Annotated in this window: 17 protein-coding genes; 8 read left to right on the top strand and 9 right to left on the bottom strand. The window is 42.7% G+C overall.

Annotated features, from left to right (window positions below; translation table 11 throughout):
* Positions 1-221: 221 nt before the first annotated feature.
* The gene (locus QUB61_RS23140) at positions 222-773 is read right to left on the bottom strand and encodes an acireductone dioxygenase (protein ID WP_333132389.1); all 552 of its coding nucleotides are present in this window, start codon (positions 771-773) and stop codon (positions 222-224) included.
* A gap of 225 nt (positions 774-998) precedes the next feature.
* On the opposite strand from QUB61_RS23140, the gene QUB61_RS23135 reads away from it, so the two are divergent.
* From QUB61_RS23135 to QUB61_RS23110, 6 genes are all read left to right on the top strand, one after another.
* Positions 999-1964 carry a M48 family metallopeptidase gene (locus tag QUB61_RS23135; RefSeq protein ID WP_333132373.1) on the top strand — a complete coding sequence of 322 codons (966 nt, stop codon included), beginning with the start codon at positions 999-1001 and terminating at the stop codon, positions 1962-1964.
* 353 nt (positions 1965-2317) lie between these two features.
* The gene (locus QUB61_RS23130) at positions 2318-2743 is read left to right on the top strand and encodes a DUF4359 domain-containing protein (protein WP_333132372.1); all 426 of its coding nucleotides are present in this window, start codon (positions 2318-2320) and stop codon (positions 2741-2743) included.
* A 233-nt stretch (positions 2744-2976) separates the two neighbouring features.
* Positions 2977-3537 (top strand): TerD family protein, encoded by a 561-nt coding sequence (locus QUB61_RS23125; protein ID WP_333132371.1) that lies wholly within the window; start codon positions 2977-2979, stop codon positions 3535-3537.
* A 135-nt stretch (positions 3538-3672) separates the two neighbouring features.
* On the top strand, positions 3673-3918 hold the full coding sequence (locus QUB61_RS23120) for a hypothetical protein (protein WP_333132370.1): 246 nt from the start codon (positions 3673-3675) through the stop codon (positions 3916-3918).
* A gap of 146 nt (positions 3919-4064) precedes the next feature.
* Positions 4065-4208, top strand: a complete 144-nt coding sequence (locus QUB61_RS23115) for a DUF4359 domain-containing protein (RefSeq protein ID WP_333132369.1) — start codon at positions 4065-4067, stop codon at positions 4206-4208.
* A 233-nt stretch (positions 4209-4441) separates the two neighbouring features.
* The gene (locus tag QUB61_RS23110; protein ID WP_333132368.1) at positions 4442-6406 is read left to right on the top strand and encodes a TerD family protein; all 1965 of its coding nucleotides are present in this window, start codon (positions 4442-4444) and stop codon (positions 6404-6406) included.
* 135 nt (positions 6407-6541) lie between these two features.
* Here QUB61_RS23110 and hpsP read toward each other — a convergent pair whose 3' ends face one another.
* On the bottom strand, positions 6542-7831 hold the full coding sequence (hpsP, locus tag QUB61_RS23105; RefSeq protein WP_333190123.1) for a hormogonium polysaccharide biosynthesis glycosyltransferase HpsP: 1290 nt from the start codon (positions 7829-7831) through the stop codon (positions 6542-6544).
* A gap of 9 nt (positions 7832-7840) precedes the next feature.
* On the opposite strand from hpsP, the gene QUB61_RS23100 reads away from it, so the two are divergent.
* Entirely contained in the window at positions 7841-9211 is a 1371-nt protein-coding gene (locus tag QUB61_RS23100; RefSeq protein ID WP_333132366.1) for an ATP-binding protein, read from the top strand.
* Positions 9204-9842: an RloB family protein gene (locus tag QUB61_RS23095; RefSeq protein ID WP_333132365.1), complete on the top strand. Its 639-nt coding sequence runs from the start codon at positions 9204-9206 to the stop codon at positions 9840-9842. Before QUB61_RS23100 ends, QUB61_RS23095 begins: the two co-directional genes overlap by 8 nt.
* 327 nt (positions 9843-10169) lie before the next feature.
* On the opposite strand, the gene QUB61_RS23090 is transcribed toward QUB61_RS23095, so the two are convergent.
* The 7 genes from QUB61_RS23090 to QUB61_RS23060 form a co-directional block, all read right to left on the bottom strand.
* Complete coding sequence (locus tag QUB61_RS23090) at positions 10170-10349, bottom strand: hypothetical protein (RefSeq protein WP_333132364.1); 180 nt, start codon at positions 10347-10349, stop codon at positions 10170-10172.
* Entirely contained in the window at positions 10346-10693 is a 348-nt protein-coding gene (locus QUB61_RS23085) for a hypothetical protein (RefSeq protein ID WP_333132363.1), read from the bottom strand. Before QUB61_RS23085 ends, QUB61_RS23090 begins: the two co-directional genes overlap by 4 nt.
* A 43-nt stretch (positions 10694-10736) precedes the next feature.
* Positions 10737-11906 (bottom strand): hormogonium polysaccharide biosynthesis glycosyltransferase HpsO, encoded by a 1170-nt coding sequence (gene hpsO, locus QUB61_RS23080; RefSeq protein ID WP_333132362.1) that lies wholly within the window; start codon positions 11904-11906, stop codon positions 10737-10739.
* 37 nt (positions 11907-11943) lie between these two features.
* The gene (gene hpsN, locus QUB61_RS23075) at positions 11944-12918 is read right to left on the bottom strand and encodes a hormogonium polysaccharide biosynthesis glycosyltransferase HpsN (RefSeq protein ID WP_333132361.1); all 975 of its coding nucleotides are present in this window, start codon (positions 12916-12918) and stop codon (positions 11944-11946) included.
* A gap of 26 nt (positions 12919-12944) precedes the next feature.
* Positions 12945-13217 carry a hypothetical protein gene (locus QUB61_RS23070; RefSeq protein ID WP_333132360.1) on the bottom strand — a complete coding sequence of 91 codons (273 nt, stop codon included), beginning with the start codon at positions 13215-13217 and terminating at the stop codon, positions 12945-12947.
* Positions 13218-13263: 46 nt separating this feature from the next.
* Positions 13264-13611, bottom strand: coding sequence for a hypothetical protein (locus QUB61_RS23065; protein ID WP_333132359.1), 348 nt, complete (start codon positions 13609-13611; stop codon positions 13264-13266).
* Between the two features lie 85 nt (positions 13612-13696).
* Entirely contained in the window at positions 13697-13894 is a 198-nt protein-coding gene (locus QUB61_RS23060; protein ID WP_333132358.1) for a hypothetical protein, read from the bottom strand.
* Positions 13895-14352 lie beyond the last annotated feature (458 nt).

Raw genomic sequence — 14352 nt, 5'->3', positions numbered from 1 at the left:
ATACTACAAAAAACCAGCAATTCCCTGATTTTTTAGAAGAGATTTAAGAAATTAAAGCCGTTCTAGAAGAACGGGGTTTTAAACCCAACTTTCCGATAACCGGGTTTTTTGTCCGCATCTGCGGGCTGCATGGCGTCTTCTGGGCAAAAAAACCCGGTTTCTGACCACCCGTGCGTCCAGGACTAAACTGTCAACCGTCAACCATCAACGGTCAACTCTGTTCAAACAGCAGCTAAACGCGATCGAATTTCAGTATCTGTGTACTGCGGTGTCCAGCCTTCTTTGGTGGTAAAATAGCGCACCGCTTTAATTTTCCGGGCTGCTGTCAAATAAAACCAGTGTTCTGTATTCGCCGGCACGTTGATAAATTCTTCCGGCTCGACTGTGAGTTCGACTTGGCTGCCGTCGGGCCGCACGAAGCCGAAAATGCCCTCGCCTGCTACGATATAGCGGACTTCATCATCGGCGTGGATGTGGCACTTGTTGAATTTGGACAGCATGGTGTCGAGGTTGGGAATGTCTGGGTGCAGTACGATTAAGTCGCGATCCTGATAGCCTGCACTTTCCGACAACTGTTGAAAGTAGCTGTCGAGGGCTTGCAGCACTTGCTCTTTTTGATTGTCGTCAAGAGCATCTTTAGCTAACAAATTTTGAATTTCAGCGCTGTCACCCACGGGCCAGCGGTTGAGTTGAATGTTTAAGGAAGCGAGTTCTCGGGTAATGTCGCTCTGTTGAGTGTAGGTTGTACCGTTTTCGAGTCGCAGGATAGCCATTTTTGCACGTTCCAATTTTTGGGTGAGGCGATACACAGGCACTGTCAAAGATGTTTGTCGATCGCGTCTTTGGCAGAATCACAATTTTAACGCTAATTTCAACAGGCAAGATGCCTGTGCCACAACAGTTCAATATTTGTCGCGATAATATTGATAAGTCAGGCGCCAGCTAGCACCAGCAGCGATGGCAATACTGACATCCTAAGTGTAATATTTGCAACAACTATGCCTACTTATACTGGAATTTCTAGCGAAGCTTTTCAGCATCCCCTCGATCGCCAAGCTGAGGAAGCGCTGCGCAGCGTACCTGGATTTGACTTAATTGCCAGCAAATTTGTAGAATTTGTCTACGAACGACCGCAATTCGTTTACCTCATGGGAAATAGCATTCAAGTCGGACCCCGCCAATATGCCAGCATTTATCATATATTTCGGGAGTGCTTGCAGGATTTAGATGTTTTTCCAGAACCGGGTTTGTTTGTTTCTCAGAATCCCTCAGTTAACAGCTATGCCCTGGGGAAAAACCAGCCCTATGTAGTATTAAACACTGGTCTTTTAGACTTGTTGGAGGAGCCAGAACTGCGGGTAGTATTGGCTCACGAGTTGGGACACATTAAATGCGGCCATCCAATTTTAAATCAAATGGCGATGTGGGCAATGAGCGTTGCATCGACAATTGGCGAGATGACTTTCGGGCTGGGAAATATGGTCGGCAGCGGTTTAATTTACGCTTTTTACGAGTGGCGCCGCAAGGCTGAATTATCGGCCGACCGGGCGGCTTTGTTGGTAACAGATGACTTAAACAGTGTGATGATTACGATGATGAAACTTGCGGGAGTTAGCAGTAAATATGCTAGCCAATGCAGTTTGCAAGAATTTATCCGCCAGTCTGACAACTATCAAGAGCTCGATCGGGACAACCTCAACCAAGTGTATAAATTTTTACTTTACAACGGCGGGCAAGGCGTGATGCTGAGTCACCCTTTCCCGGTGGAACGCCTGCGGTATTTGCGAGACTGGGCAAGTTCGGAGGAATACCGCCAAATTAAGCTAGGGAACTACAAGCGGGCTGTAGCTGAGGGTGCGGTTGATGTGAAGTCCCAAACGCCTAACAGCGAGACGGAGGCTTTGCGCCGTCAGATTGAAGAGTTGCAGCGGGAGATAGAGCGGCAAAAATCAAAGCGAAACTAAGTTTCCTCGTCCCCAGGCTCCTCGTCCCCAGGCTCTGGCTGGGGATGCAGATTAAGTTTAAATTCCTCGTCCCCAGGCATAGCCTGGGGATGCAGATCCAGAGGCTCTGCCTCTTCTTCGCCAGGATTAGCGAGGCAGAGCCTCTGGATCTCGGTTCCCAGGCTATGCCTAGGAACCAGCTAAATGTTTACCGGATTTGAGGGAGGGGGAAACGTAGAAGGAAGGTAGGCCAGTCAGAGACTTACTCGCAACTGGCCTCCAATCTAAAAACTGTCCCCTCCTTTCTGAAATCTGTTTCTGAGGAGGTGTAGTTTAAATCAAGAGAAGCTTATAACTCAACGGAGCTAAAAAAAATGATTATTGATAAAGCAATGAATACTCACAAGTCAACTTCTAATTTTTTCGGCAATGTCGGAAAAGCCGCGATCGCCCTGACTCTTGTGGCTGCCGGCATGGCATTTACAAACCCTGGGAGAGACAAATACCTAACTTATGCTTCCGGCGAACTCCAAACCGAGTTGGAAAGCACAGTGTGCAAAGATTCTCGCGTGCCGAAAGCTTTGAGCGGCATTACAGATACTTTGATCGGCAGTTGCAAGAATTTGCTGACTTCGCAGCGGGACACCATCGAAAGCTTGCTCGACAATACAACGCAGCGTCAGAATTTAGGCGTTGTCAGCATTTATACAACTGAATTGGGCAAAAAAAGCTATCAAACGGTTGGAGCTTTTGGGAATTTCGTGACTCTCCCACCTAGTTCTGAAAATCCTCAAAACTAGAGTCAAATTAAGTTCCATTGTAAAAACCGGGTTTTCTACGAAACCCGGTTTTTACTTACGTAATTCTCTCTAATGAAATCTAAATAAATTCGGATACAGGCAGCACATATTTTTGATCGAGCCCGCTATTAGTCGCAAAAAATTAAGTTTTATTAAAAATAAAAAGTTATAGTGCCACATAATATTAACATGAACACTATAAAGTTTTATCTTTAACAAATAAGCAGATGGCAATGCAATTAAGTAAAGGTGAGAGATTTAATATCTCTAAAGAAGCGCCGGATTTAAAAAAAATGGCGATCGCCCTCGGTTGGCAGGTGACAGAGGCAGGACAAAGCTACGACATAGATGTCTCTGCGTTTATGCTAGGTGCTGACGGCAAAATACCTAACGATAAATATTTTATCTTTTACAATAATCTGCAATCCTTTGACAGTTCGGTACTGCAATCGATTCCTGAAAAAAACAACGGATCTCAAGAAAATAAGACTATTTACGGCATTATCTTACAAAGAGTTAATCCTGAAATTGAGGAAATAACTTTTGTGGTCACTATTCACGAAGCAGATAAAATTAATGCAAATTTTAGCAATATCAAAAATGCTTCTATCAAAATTAGCAATTTGGATACAAAAAGCGAACTTGTTCGGTATGAATTAAAAGAGAATTTTTCGATCGAGACGGCTGTAGAATTTGGTCGTTTGTATAGAAAGAATGGAGAGTGGAGATTTCAGGCGGTAGGAGCAGGATATCAGGCAGGATTGCAGAGTTTTGTTGACAAGTATTGCAGGTAAAATAGTAATAATATTGCTCCAATTACTAACGAGTTGGCAGCGGCAACCGCAGATAATTTGCAGTTGCCGGCTTGGGAGTTGGAGGGGGAGTCAATCGATTTTAGATTTTAGATTTTAGATTAAAGAATTGAAGCATTGACCCCACGGATAAATTCGGGGGGCAAGTTTCATCGGATACACGTTTTTTATTTCTCCACGGATGAATCCGGGGGCTTGTATCCTGGATGCTTTCGGTCAGAAGCGGAACCTTCCGGCGAGACGAGCTCGGTGCGATCGCAAATTAACAATCAAGTTAATAATTCCGGCAGTCGCAAAATACTGCTAGTTTTAGCGGCAAGTTTAGGGGTTTTGGTGTTGGGGACAGGTGCAGCACCGCCTTAATGCGATCGGCAAATGAAACCCTGAAGCAAGCGAAAATACTGGCAGTTGAAAGGCAGAATGCAGCGAAATCAACTGATGTCAATCTGCTACTTCGATCGGCAGTTGCAAGAATTTGCTGACGAAAGCAGCGGGACACCATCGAAAGCTTGCTCGACAATACAACGCAGCCTCAGAATTTAGGCGTTGTCAGCATTTATACAACTGAATTGGGCAAAAAAAGCTATCAAACGGCTGCTGCTTTTGGGAATTTCGTGACTCTGCCACCTAGTTTTGAAAATGCTCAAAAGTAGAGTCAAATTAAGTTCCCTTGTAGAAACCGGGTTTTGTAGAAAGCCCGGTTTTTACTTACGTAATTCTCTCTAAGTAAATCTCCATAAATTCGGATACAGGCAGCACATATTTTTAATCAAGCCCGCTATTAGTAGCAAAAAATTAAGTTTTATTAAATAGGAAAAATTCGAGTGCCACTTAATATTAACATGAACACTATAAAGTTTCATCTTTAACCAATAAGCAGATGGCAATGCAATTAAGTAAGGGTGAGAGATTTAATATCTCTAAAGAAGCGCCTGGTTTAAAAAAAATGGCGATCGGCCTCGGTTGGCAGGTGACAGAGGCAGGACAAAGCTACGAGATAGATGTCTCTGCGTTTATGCTAGGTGCTGACGGCAAAACACCTAACGATAAATATGTTATCTTTTACAATAATCTGCAATCCTGTGACGGTTCGGTACTGCAATCGATTCCTGCTGACAAAAACAGGCGAAGTCAAGATAATAAGACTATTTACGGCGTTATTTTAGAGAAAATTAATCCTGAAATTGAGGAAGTGACTTTTGTGGTCACTATTCACGAAGCCGAGAAAATTAATGCAAATTTTAGCAATATCAAAAATGCTTTTATCAAAATTAGCAATTTGGATACAAAAAGCGAACTTGTTCGGTATGAATTAAAAGAGAATTATTCGCGAGAGAGTGCTGTAGAATTTGGTCGTTTGTATAAAAAGAAGGGAGAGTGGAGATTTCAGGCGGTAGGACAAGGATATCAGGCAGGATTGCAGAGTTTTGTTGACAAGTATTACAGCGAAAATAGTAATAATATTGCTCCAATTACTAACGAGTTGGCAGCGGGAACAGCAGCAGATGATTTGCAGTTGCCGGCTTGGGAGTTGGAGGTGGAGTCAGAAGCGGAACCTTCCGGCGAGACGAGCTCTGTGCGATCGCCAATTAACAATCAAGTTAATTCGGGAAGTCGCAAAATACCGCTAGCTATAGCGGCAAGTTTAGGGGTTTTGGTGTTGGGGATAGGTGCAGCACAGATCGCCTTAATGCGATCGGGAAATGAAACGCTGAAGCAAGCGAAAATACTAACAATTGAAACGCAGAATGCAGGGAAAGCCACCGATGTAAATCTGCTCAGAAGTTACGATAAACGACTTAAAGAAACGATCGCGAATTTAGAGAAAATTCCTAACTTCCCCGGCTTTGGGTATCAACAAGCTAGAGCTGATTTGCTTAAACTGCGCCCGAGTTTGGTCCCTGTACAGCAAAACTTACAGGCGGCAGAAAGTCTAGCAACGGCTCAAAAATTGGCGATGGAAGCTGCTGTGGTTGTGCAAAAACCGCCTCATCCGATCGAAGTTTGGCAGCAGTCGCAAAGTAAATGGCAACAGGCGATCGCAGTTTTAGAAGCGATCGACTCACGTACACCTGTTTATAATCTCGCTCAAAATAAGCTCTCTAATTACCGGACTAATCGCGCTGTTATCAATCAAAGAGTTGCGATCGCTCAAAAAGCTGCAAATTTCAGCAACGAAGGTTCTTTGAAAGTTCAAAAGGGAGATGTTCCGGGGGCGATCGCCAATTTTACTCAGGCTTTAGTGTTGAATCCGAACATACCTCAAGCTTACCTCGGATTGGGGATTGCTACTTCAAAACAGGGAAACAAGCAGCAGGCAATTTACAATTACGATCGAGCGCTGCAATTTAATCCTAACTTGGCAGAAGCTTATTTAGGTCGCGCTCAAGCATACTATGAATTGGGAAACAAGCAAAAGGCGATCGGCGATTACGAACAAGCTATTCGCGTTAATCCTAATTATGGTTTGGCTTATTTGGAACGAGGTGCTATTCGCTGTATGCTGGGAACAAAATCGCAAGCAGTATCAGATTTTCAACAAGCGGGAGAACTTTTCTCAAAGCAGGGAGACGGAAATAATTACAAATTAGCACAAAGCTTTATTAATGATTGTCAAGAACCGATTGCAGAGGCTGCAATTTGCGATTATCGAAGGAACATAGACTCCTTAGGCAGACCCTGCGGTCGCTCTCTTAATGTTCCGATTATAATTAGAAGAAAATCCGCGACTGCTACATCAAACTCTGAGTCTACTGATGTTAAAAGCAGTAGCAGCGTTGAAAAAATGTCGCCTGCAAATTCTGATAGCAGCAGCACAATAACTCGCAGCAGGAGAAGAAGTAAAAGGTAAACCCCAGTCGCATTAGTCAATATAGCAACCGCCAAGACGGTTAGGACGTTGTTAATGGCTGAAACGATTGATTTTATTGCTTATTTCTTATTCCTTATTCCTTCTTCCTGACATCCGTTACATCCGTTACATCCGTTACAGAATCCGTTGCCGAACTTCCTTCTTCCTTCTTCCTTCTGCTATAGATGACAAAATCTGCTGGTAAGCATCGATGGTTTGCTGGGCGATCGCCTCCCAATTATAATGCTTTTTTGCATACTCTTTGCCATTCAATCCCCGCCGTTGGCGGTCCTGTGGATTGAGAAGTGCTGATTTGATTGAATTGGCGATCGCCCCTACTTCCAAAGGCCCCACCCAACCAGCTTCTGCTTGCTGTATGTCTTCCGCAATATGTATGCGATCGGAAATTACGACAGGTACACCGGCGGCCATCGCTTCTGCTACAGCAATGCCAAAGTTTTCGTAATAAGAAGGCAATACAAACAAGTCGGCTTTTGTCAATAGTTCAACCTTTAAATCACCGCTCACAAAGCCAGTTATTGTGGTGTATTTTGCTAAGCTAGAATTATGAATTTTTACTTTAATTTGTGTTTCATAATCAGCATCTTGGGGATTATAACCCGCTAAAATAAAGTGAAACTCTATCCCCGATCCTAAAATACTTTCTAATGCTGGAATCAGCAAATCAAGCCCTTTTTTAGGTTCAATTCGCGACATAAATAAGATGATTGGCACTTGAGATTCTCGCAATCTCTTAGGAAACAAACCTGCTGTCACCCCCAATGGAATCACCAAATCCCGTGGCACAGGCATCTTGCCTGTGAAGTCCAAATCCCGTGGCACAGGCATCTTGCCTGTGAAGTCCAAATCCCGTGGCACAGGCATCTTGCCTGTGCTGCCCAAACCAAATCTTTCTGAGATTTTAGCCTCTTCTTTACTTGTGAAATGAATTGCGGCTGCCCCTGCTAAATTAGGGCGTTCTAAAAGCATTGCATAAATCTGTTTCAAGCGCTTTTTTTTCTGCAAGTCGGCGGGGTCAAGCATACCGCAGGGACGGATAATGTACGGCAAATGATGATATCTAGCAATTGTAGCCGCCAGGGTAGTTACTGGCGAAAAAAGAGCGTGAATGTGAGCCAGGTCAAATTGTCGCGCATTTTCATTTAACCACTGCAATAACGAGAATGAAAATTTATATCTTCGCCAGGGATAACAGCGGAAATAAATAATCTGATAGCCGTTTTGTTGTATTGGTTGATTTAGAGGAACATCTAAGGGAAGTTGACCGATATCTCCGTTAGAATCTGTGGTGATAATCGTGACATCAATGTTTTTGGTCGCCAGGGCCGCAGAAAGTCCGAGTACCATTTGACTCGGCCCGCCGTAGACGAGGGAAATTGAGGGGATAATTTGGAGAATTCGCATGGTTAGCACTTGCTGTTAGCTGAGGTAGCTGGTTGTGTTATTATAGAAAGAATTGCAAAATTTGCACGTTATACTAATTTAGGCGATCGGAGGCAAGTTATGCTGATTGGATTCAGCGTCGGCAACTACAAATCTTTTAAAGAAACTGTCACCCTCAGCATGGTAGCCTCGTCAATTACTGAGGAGGAAAAAGATCTGAACGAAAATAATGTATTCCCAATTAATGATAAGTTAAGCTTACTCAAAAGTGCTGCTATTTATGGAGCTAACGCCAGTGGTAAGAGCAACCTTGTTGCTGCTATTAACTTTATGAAATGGTTTGTCCTCAACTCATCCAAAGAAACGCAAGTTTCAGACGCGATCGATATTGAAGCATTCAGGCTAAGTACGGAGACAGAAAAAGAGCCGTCTTTCTTTGAAATCGTTTTTCTACTAGAATACAAAACTTTTAGGTACGGTTTTGAGGTGAACGCGCAGGAAGTTGTTTCTGAGTGGCTATTTCAAGCGGATGACACTGAAGAAAAAATGCTTTTTGAACGGGATTTTGACTATAGATTAGGTGATTTCCCAGAGGGAGAAGGCATTAGCAATAAAACCCGAAGTAATGCTTTATTTCTTTCTGTAGTCGCACAATTTAATGGTGAAATTTCAGGCAAAATATTGCTGTGGTTCAGTAAAACTTTGCAATTGATATCAGGCTTGCAAGATAGACAATACCGCAAAGAAACCTTGGAGTCTTTCGAGAACGCTGGGCACCGACACGATATTATTGAATTTATTAAAAAATTAGACTTAGGTATTTTAGATATTGTTTCGACCCCTAATACTGGATATTATTTTTCTGATAATAGAGTAATAGGGGATTCCTTTCAGAGTTTACCCCCTTATTATGACAGCCCAACTACGGTGCACACATCTCACCGCAAATATGATGCTGATGGTAAGCAAATTTCTATGGAACGATTCGATATGGAAAAGCATGAATCCGAGGGAACAAACAAACTATTTGCATTAGCAGGCATTCTCCTGGATACTTTAAGAACAGGAAAAATTTTATTAATTGATGAACTTGATGCCAGACTGCATCCGCTGATTACTCGCGAATTAATCTGCTTATTCAATTCTAACGAGACTAATCCGCACAACGCACAGCTTATATTCACCACACACGACACCAACTTGCTCAGCAGCAAGACTTTTCGCAAGGATCAAATATGGTTTACCGAAAAGGACAACAAGGGCGCTACTGATTTGTACTCTTTGGTAGAGTATAAAGTAGGAAAAAAAGCCTCATTTGAGCGCGATTACATGATCGGCAAGTATGGATCTATCCCTTTTCTTGGTAATTTAAAAGAACTAATAGGTGAACTTCATGAATAAAAAAAGTTCGTCTAGAAGAACAAATATTGATTACTACAATAGAAAGGTTAAAACTAGAAGATGGTTTTTAATCGTGTGCAAAGGTGAGAAAACAGAACCCAACTATTTTAGAAGGTTCCCGGTAGACACAAATGTAATTAAGCTGGATATCAAAGGAGAAGGAAAAAATACGAAGAGTTTAGTAGAAAAAGCTATTGAGTTAAAAAACGACTCAGAATCCGACGAAACAGACCGATTTTGGTGCGTGTTCGATCGCGATAAAAACCCTAAAAATCCTAACGACGCGCAAAATTTCAATGCAGCTATAAATATTGCCCAAAAAAACGGCATTAAAGTAGCTTATTCCAATGATGCGTTTGAACTTTGGTATTTACTACACTTCCATTATTATAATACACCAATTTCTCGCAAAGATTATCAAAATATGCTAACCAAGTTATTGGGACACGAGTATAAGAAAAACAGCGAGACGATTTATGAGGAACTAAAAGACAAACAGCAGGATGCAATTAAACACGCAAAACGGCTTTTACAGGAATACGAGCCCTCCAATCCTGAAAGTGATAATCCTTCAACAACAGTGCATCTGCTAGTCGAAGAACTTAACAGTTTTATTCCTAAGGGAAGTTGACCGATATCTCCGTTAGAATCTGTGGTGATAATCGTCACATCAATGTTTTTAGCCGCGAGGGCCGCAGAAAGTCCGAGTACCATTTGACAAGCCAATTTCTTGATGGTACCCGCCACGTGATTTATCCGTGGAATCAATCCAAAATCTAAAATCGAAAATCCTCAAGCCCCCGCATTTATCCGTGGGGTCAATCTAAAATCTAAAATCTAAAATCTAAAATCGATTGACTCGGTCCGCCGTAGACGAGGGAAATTGAGGGGATAATTTGGAGAATTCGCATGGGGGATAGTTATTTAAATCAACATACCCACATCTCCCATTACAAATTTAATTATCTGGAAAAGGCTGCCCGTCTAGCTGTTCAGCTTCCTCTCTCTTTGTTGCTGTAATTTGGGTATTGTGAGATATTTTCTTGGAAAATTCATACATCTCACTGGCTTTGGCTTCAGCGGCTTTCACTATTTCAAGGATTTCCAGGAGTTGGCTTTCATCAGGTATTTGTTTCATGGCAATGCTTCTAATCTCTCAACTACTTTGTCTATCATAATTTTCGATTCTGGAGCCATCTGTAGCAAGGCTGCTAAATAATCTCCTGCTTTTTGAACATCTTCATCGGGCACACCAGCCATCAATACATTGCCCACAATGTGCTCGGCTTGTAAGCGAGTACCTGCTACGTTGAATTGAAAATTGGTGATGGAAGAAAAGTATTGCATCAGTATTTCATTCTGCGGAAAAAGAGACATTGCTCTTCTAAGTGCAAAAAGTCCCTGCGTTGCTTGGCGCTCTGTATCGTCTAGTAGCTGGTAGAGTTCGTCAACCAAAGAGCGTATGTCGGAAGGAATAGACATTGACTACAGTTTTTATTTAACACTTGCATTATACTGCTAAAAGTTACAACAACTCTTTATAAAATTCCAACAACTGCTCCGCTAAAGCTTTATTTGTATAATTGCTCATCGCTCTATGATAACCCCGATCGCCCAAATCTGCCGCCAACTCCTGCCGCTCCATCAATTGCTGCAAACACTCTCGCAAAACCCCTGCATTTCCCTCGGGGAATACTAACCCCGCATCGCCGATGACGTGGGGGATTTCCCCGCAGTCGGAACCAATAACCGGAATTTGACAGGCCATCGCTTCGATTAAAACGTGACCGAATTGTTCTTTCCAGCCCACAGCGGTCAAAGTTTTGAATTTATAGCTGGTTTGCGAGGGCAATACCAAACAGTTCATTAAGTTAATGTAGGGGGGGATTTGTTCGTGGGAAACGCTTTCTGCCCAGATTATTCGGTCGCTGATTCCCCATTCAATACATTTTTCGGCGAGGTGTACCCGCAATTTGCCTTGTCCTACTAACAGCCACTTCCAAGAGCTTTTTTTCAACCCTGCCAAAGCAGAAGCTAAAGTTAACAGTCCTTTTTCTTCTACAAATCGTCCTACAAATCCTACCACAAAATCGGTCGGTTCAATGCCGAACCTGCGCGATAAATCAGCGTCTTTATCACTGCGGCGAAACAAAGTTTCATCTACTCCGAGTTGTGGCATTACTTTGATCGCACCTTGATAGCCCCGCTGCCGCAAAATTTTAGCTCCATCTAGGTTGCCTGCAATAATTCCGTCGCTGTGCTGAAAATTGTAATTTTCTAAGAATGAAACAGGCCAATTCAATTGATAAGGCAGATTCCACCAGGTAAATAATATATTTTTTGCTTGCAGTTTGAGCAGTTTGTTTAGTAAGATTAACTGCGCGCAAGCGAGGGATTTTGAACCTTGTTCAACTTGGATAATTTGCGGTCTAAATTTTTGCAACAGTCCAATTAAATCTGTGCCGAAGGTTAGCAATCCTTGATTGTTTTGACTAAAATTGGAGACTGGGACTACTTTAAATGAGCCTTGTTGATAGAATTGCGTTTCTATAATTTTATTTTGTATACCTCCGGGTTTCCAACGCTGCGGCACTACAACTGTTACTTCAACATCGGGATCTAGGCGTGCTAATATCTTAAATTTTTCCCGATTGATGTCAACTATATAGGTGTGGCTGGCAACGAGAATTCTCATTTTTTAGTCATTGGTAATTGGCAATTGGTAATAATAACTATTGAGGATTAATGTTATCTTGATGGGTGTAAATTTGTCCGTCGTTCCACAGGGAATGAATTAATGTATTGAGGACACTGATAAAACCGAGGATATAAAAACTAAATCGAACAATTATTTTAAGGGGCGATCGGCTTTTATGGCAGGGCGGATTTCCAAAAACGTGGCAGTCAAAGAGTTTGGCGAAAAATCGCAGGCATTGAAAGGCTGTTAAATTTTTTAATCCCATGAGGAAATGGTTGTGATAAAATGTGATTTGATATTCGATCGATCGCGTGCTGACATCGTGACATCCCCCGCTCTCTTCCCCTAAGTGAACTAAACAGGCATTGGGAGCGTACCAAATTTTCATGCCTGTCGATCGCAATCTCAAACAAAAATCCGACTCTTCCCGCACCGCACTGCCTGCAAACCGCTCGTCAAACCTCAGCCCGCATTCGGCAAAAACCTGCCGGCGAAAAGACATATTACAGCCTCTAGCCGAGAGCACCTGCTGCGGTTTTACTGTATGCACCAAATCGATAAAATACCAGGCAATGCCTGCATCCATCGCTTCTCTTGGCAAATATTCGATCGCCAAATCGCCTCCAGAATTATCCAGTTTCATTCTGTCAAAAACCCTGCCCGCCACACATCCCACATCGGGTTTTTCTAAATAGTTGCCAGCGTGAGCCGCCAAAAAACCATCTGGCAATTGTACATCATCATCAATAAATAAAATAATCTCTCCAACTGCGCGCCGCACTGCATAATTTCGAGCTCCCGGCAAACTCGCCCAATCTACCCGAAACCACCGAATTTTGCCAGCATGAGCCAATTCCTCTAAATAAACTTGAGTTTCCGAGTCGTGGGTGCGAGTTTGATCGATTACCAGCACTTCAAAATTCGGGTAATTTTGTCGAATCGCATCAGCCAATGTCTCTCGCAGAGGTTGCTCGCGATTGTATGTGGGTATCACAATAGAAATCATCATTTGCAGTTGCCACTTTCATTATTTCTCTACACGCCAAAGCCAGACATAGCCCGGTTTGTAAATTGGTGTGATTTTATATTTTGCACTTTTTCTAGTTCAAATTGCAATGCTTCTGTAGCTCGGTAGAGAAATACATCGCTAAAACCGTCAGGAATTTTAACTTGCTGGGGTTTAACTGCCAGCAAAAGTTGTGCTTGCGGCTTCAGCAGATAGCTGACAGACAGTATTTTTCCTGTGATGTTGTTGCCTCCGTGAGTGATATCGTTTCCGGTTGGATGGGAACGATGAGTCTCGGTCAATAATTCCAGATTCCCCCACGGATCGCGGACCGCGAACCACTCCCCATCATGTCGCTCGTGCAACCGGAATTGATATTATTACTAAAGGTTTTTTGGCTTGATTGACAATCGCGGCTACTTGGGGATTATATTTAGTGCTAGAATGATACTTGTTCCACCAAAGTTGCGACTGTGAGCTGACGGCACAAGAAACTATTTCACTCGATATTAGCGCTCTTAAACCGAGCTGCCACAGCTTTTGTTGTCTGGGATTGGTGGCGGCTGCTATTTTAGCGGTGAATAGATAGGCAACAGCTAGCTGAATTCCTAAAATATAGGGAACCAGATAGCGATCGGCAACGCCTTGCACTGCTATCAATACTATCGCTGTAATTCCGAGCGCTGTCAATACCAACAGCCAAACTCGTTTGGGGGTTGAGCGGCAGAGCGAGTCTATTGAATGTGCGATCGCTAACAGCAGCGACGATTGTAAAAGCCATCTATCCCACAGATGCAGAGCGAAATAATTCCCAGCACAGCCAATAAACCCTGGGAAAAACTAACAAACTAATCCCAACTGAAAGACTTCTGACAGCCGCCACTTGCGGGTCGAACAACTGCACCAAAAATCTGGATAAAATAAAATACAGTGGCGACAGTTGAGGTTCTTCTGTAGCTAAACCTTTAACAGTATCCAACCAAGTTTTTTCGGGATTTATCTGCTGGTATTTCCGCTACCAATCTTCGACGCTAATTGTTTTGCCTTGAAAATCTTGCTGCACCATTTCCGTGCAGGTGTAGCCAGAAACTCGCAGCGAGGTGAGAGATTCGTCGAAAGAGTAGACTTTGCGTTCCAGGGCTAGTAAATCGAAAAAATATCCCCGTTATTAATATGACGACCATTAAAAAACTTAACTAAATTCGATGCAGGCGCCCATTTTGAATTGATTTGCTGTTCATAAAATCAGAAATGGGGAAATGAAGAAAGAAGGATTTAGTAATTTAGGAGAGAGGGAATAAGAATGAGGGAAGAAAGAATGAGAAATGGGTTTCAATATCCCCTATATTTTTAGAGAGGGTTCTTCCTTCTTCCTTCTTCCTTCTTCCTTCTTCCTTCTTCCTTCTTCCTTCTTCCTTCTTCCTTCTTCCTTCTTCC

The sequence above is a fragment of the Microcoleus sp. C2D2 genome, from assembly GCF_036702495.1.
In the GTDB taxonomy this organism is placed as follows: domain Bacteria; phylum Cyanobacteriota; class Cyanobacteriia; order Cyanobacteriales; family Microcoleaceae; genus Microcoleus.
This window is presented reverse-complemented; position numbering and strand designations above follow the sequence as displayed.

Excerpts from the sequence above, each read along its gene's own strand:
- QUB61_RS23140 (WP_333132389.1), bottom strand. The coding sequence starts at position 773 with ATGGCTATCCTGCGACTCGAAAACGGTACAACCTACACTCAACAGAGC.
- QUB61_RS23135 (WP_333132373.1), top strand. The coding sequence starts at position 999 with ATGCCTACTTATACTGGAATTTCTAGCGAAGCTTTTCAGCATCCCCTC.
- QUB61_RS23130 (WP_333132372.1), top strand. The coding sequence starts at position 2,318 with ATGATTATTGATAAAGCAATGAATACTCACAAGTCAACTTCTAATTTT.
- QUB61_RS23125 (WP_333132371.1), top strand. The coding sequence starts at position 2,977 with ATGCAATTAAGTAAAGGTGAGAGATTTAATATCTCTAAAGAAGCGCCG.
- QUB61_RS23110 (WP_333132368.1), top strand. The coding sequence starts at position 4,442 with ATGCAATTAAGTAAGGGTGAGAGATTTAATATCTCTAAAGAAGCGCCT.
- hpsP (WP_333190123.1), bottom strand. The coding sequence starts at position 7,831 with ATGCGAATTCTCCAAATTATCCCCTCAATTTCCCTCGTCTACGGCGGG.
- QUB61_RS23095 (WP_333132365.1), top strand. The coding sequence starts at position 9,204 with ATGAATAAAAAAAGTTCGTCTAGAAGAACAAATATTGATTACTACAAT.
- QUB61_RS23090 (WP_333132364.1), bottom strand. The coding sequence starts at position 10,349 with ATGAAACAAATACCTGATGAAAGCCAACTCCTGGAAATCCTTGAAATA.
- QUB61_RS23085 (WP_333132363.1), bottom strand. The coding sequence starts at position 10,693 with ATGTCTATTCCTTCCGACATACGCTCTTTGGTTGACGAACTCTACCAG.
- hpsO (WP_333132362.1), bottom strand. The coding sequence starts at position 11,906 with ATGAGAATTCTCGTTGCCAGCCACACCTATATAGTTGACATCAATCGG.
- hpsN (WP_333132361.1), bottom strand. The coding sequence starts at position 12,918 with ATGATGATTTCTATTGTGATACCCACATACAATCGCGAGCAACCTCTG.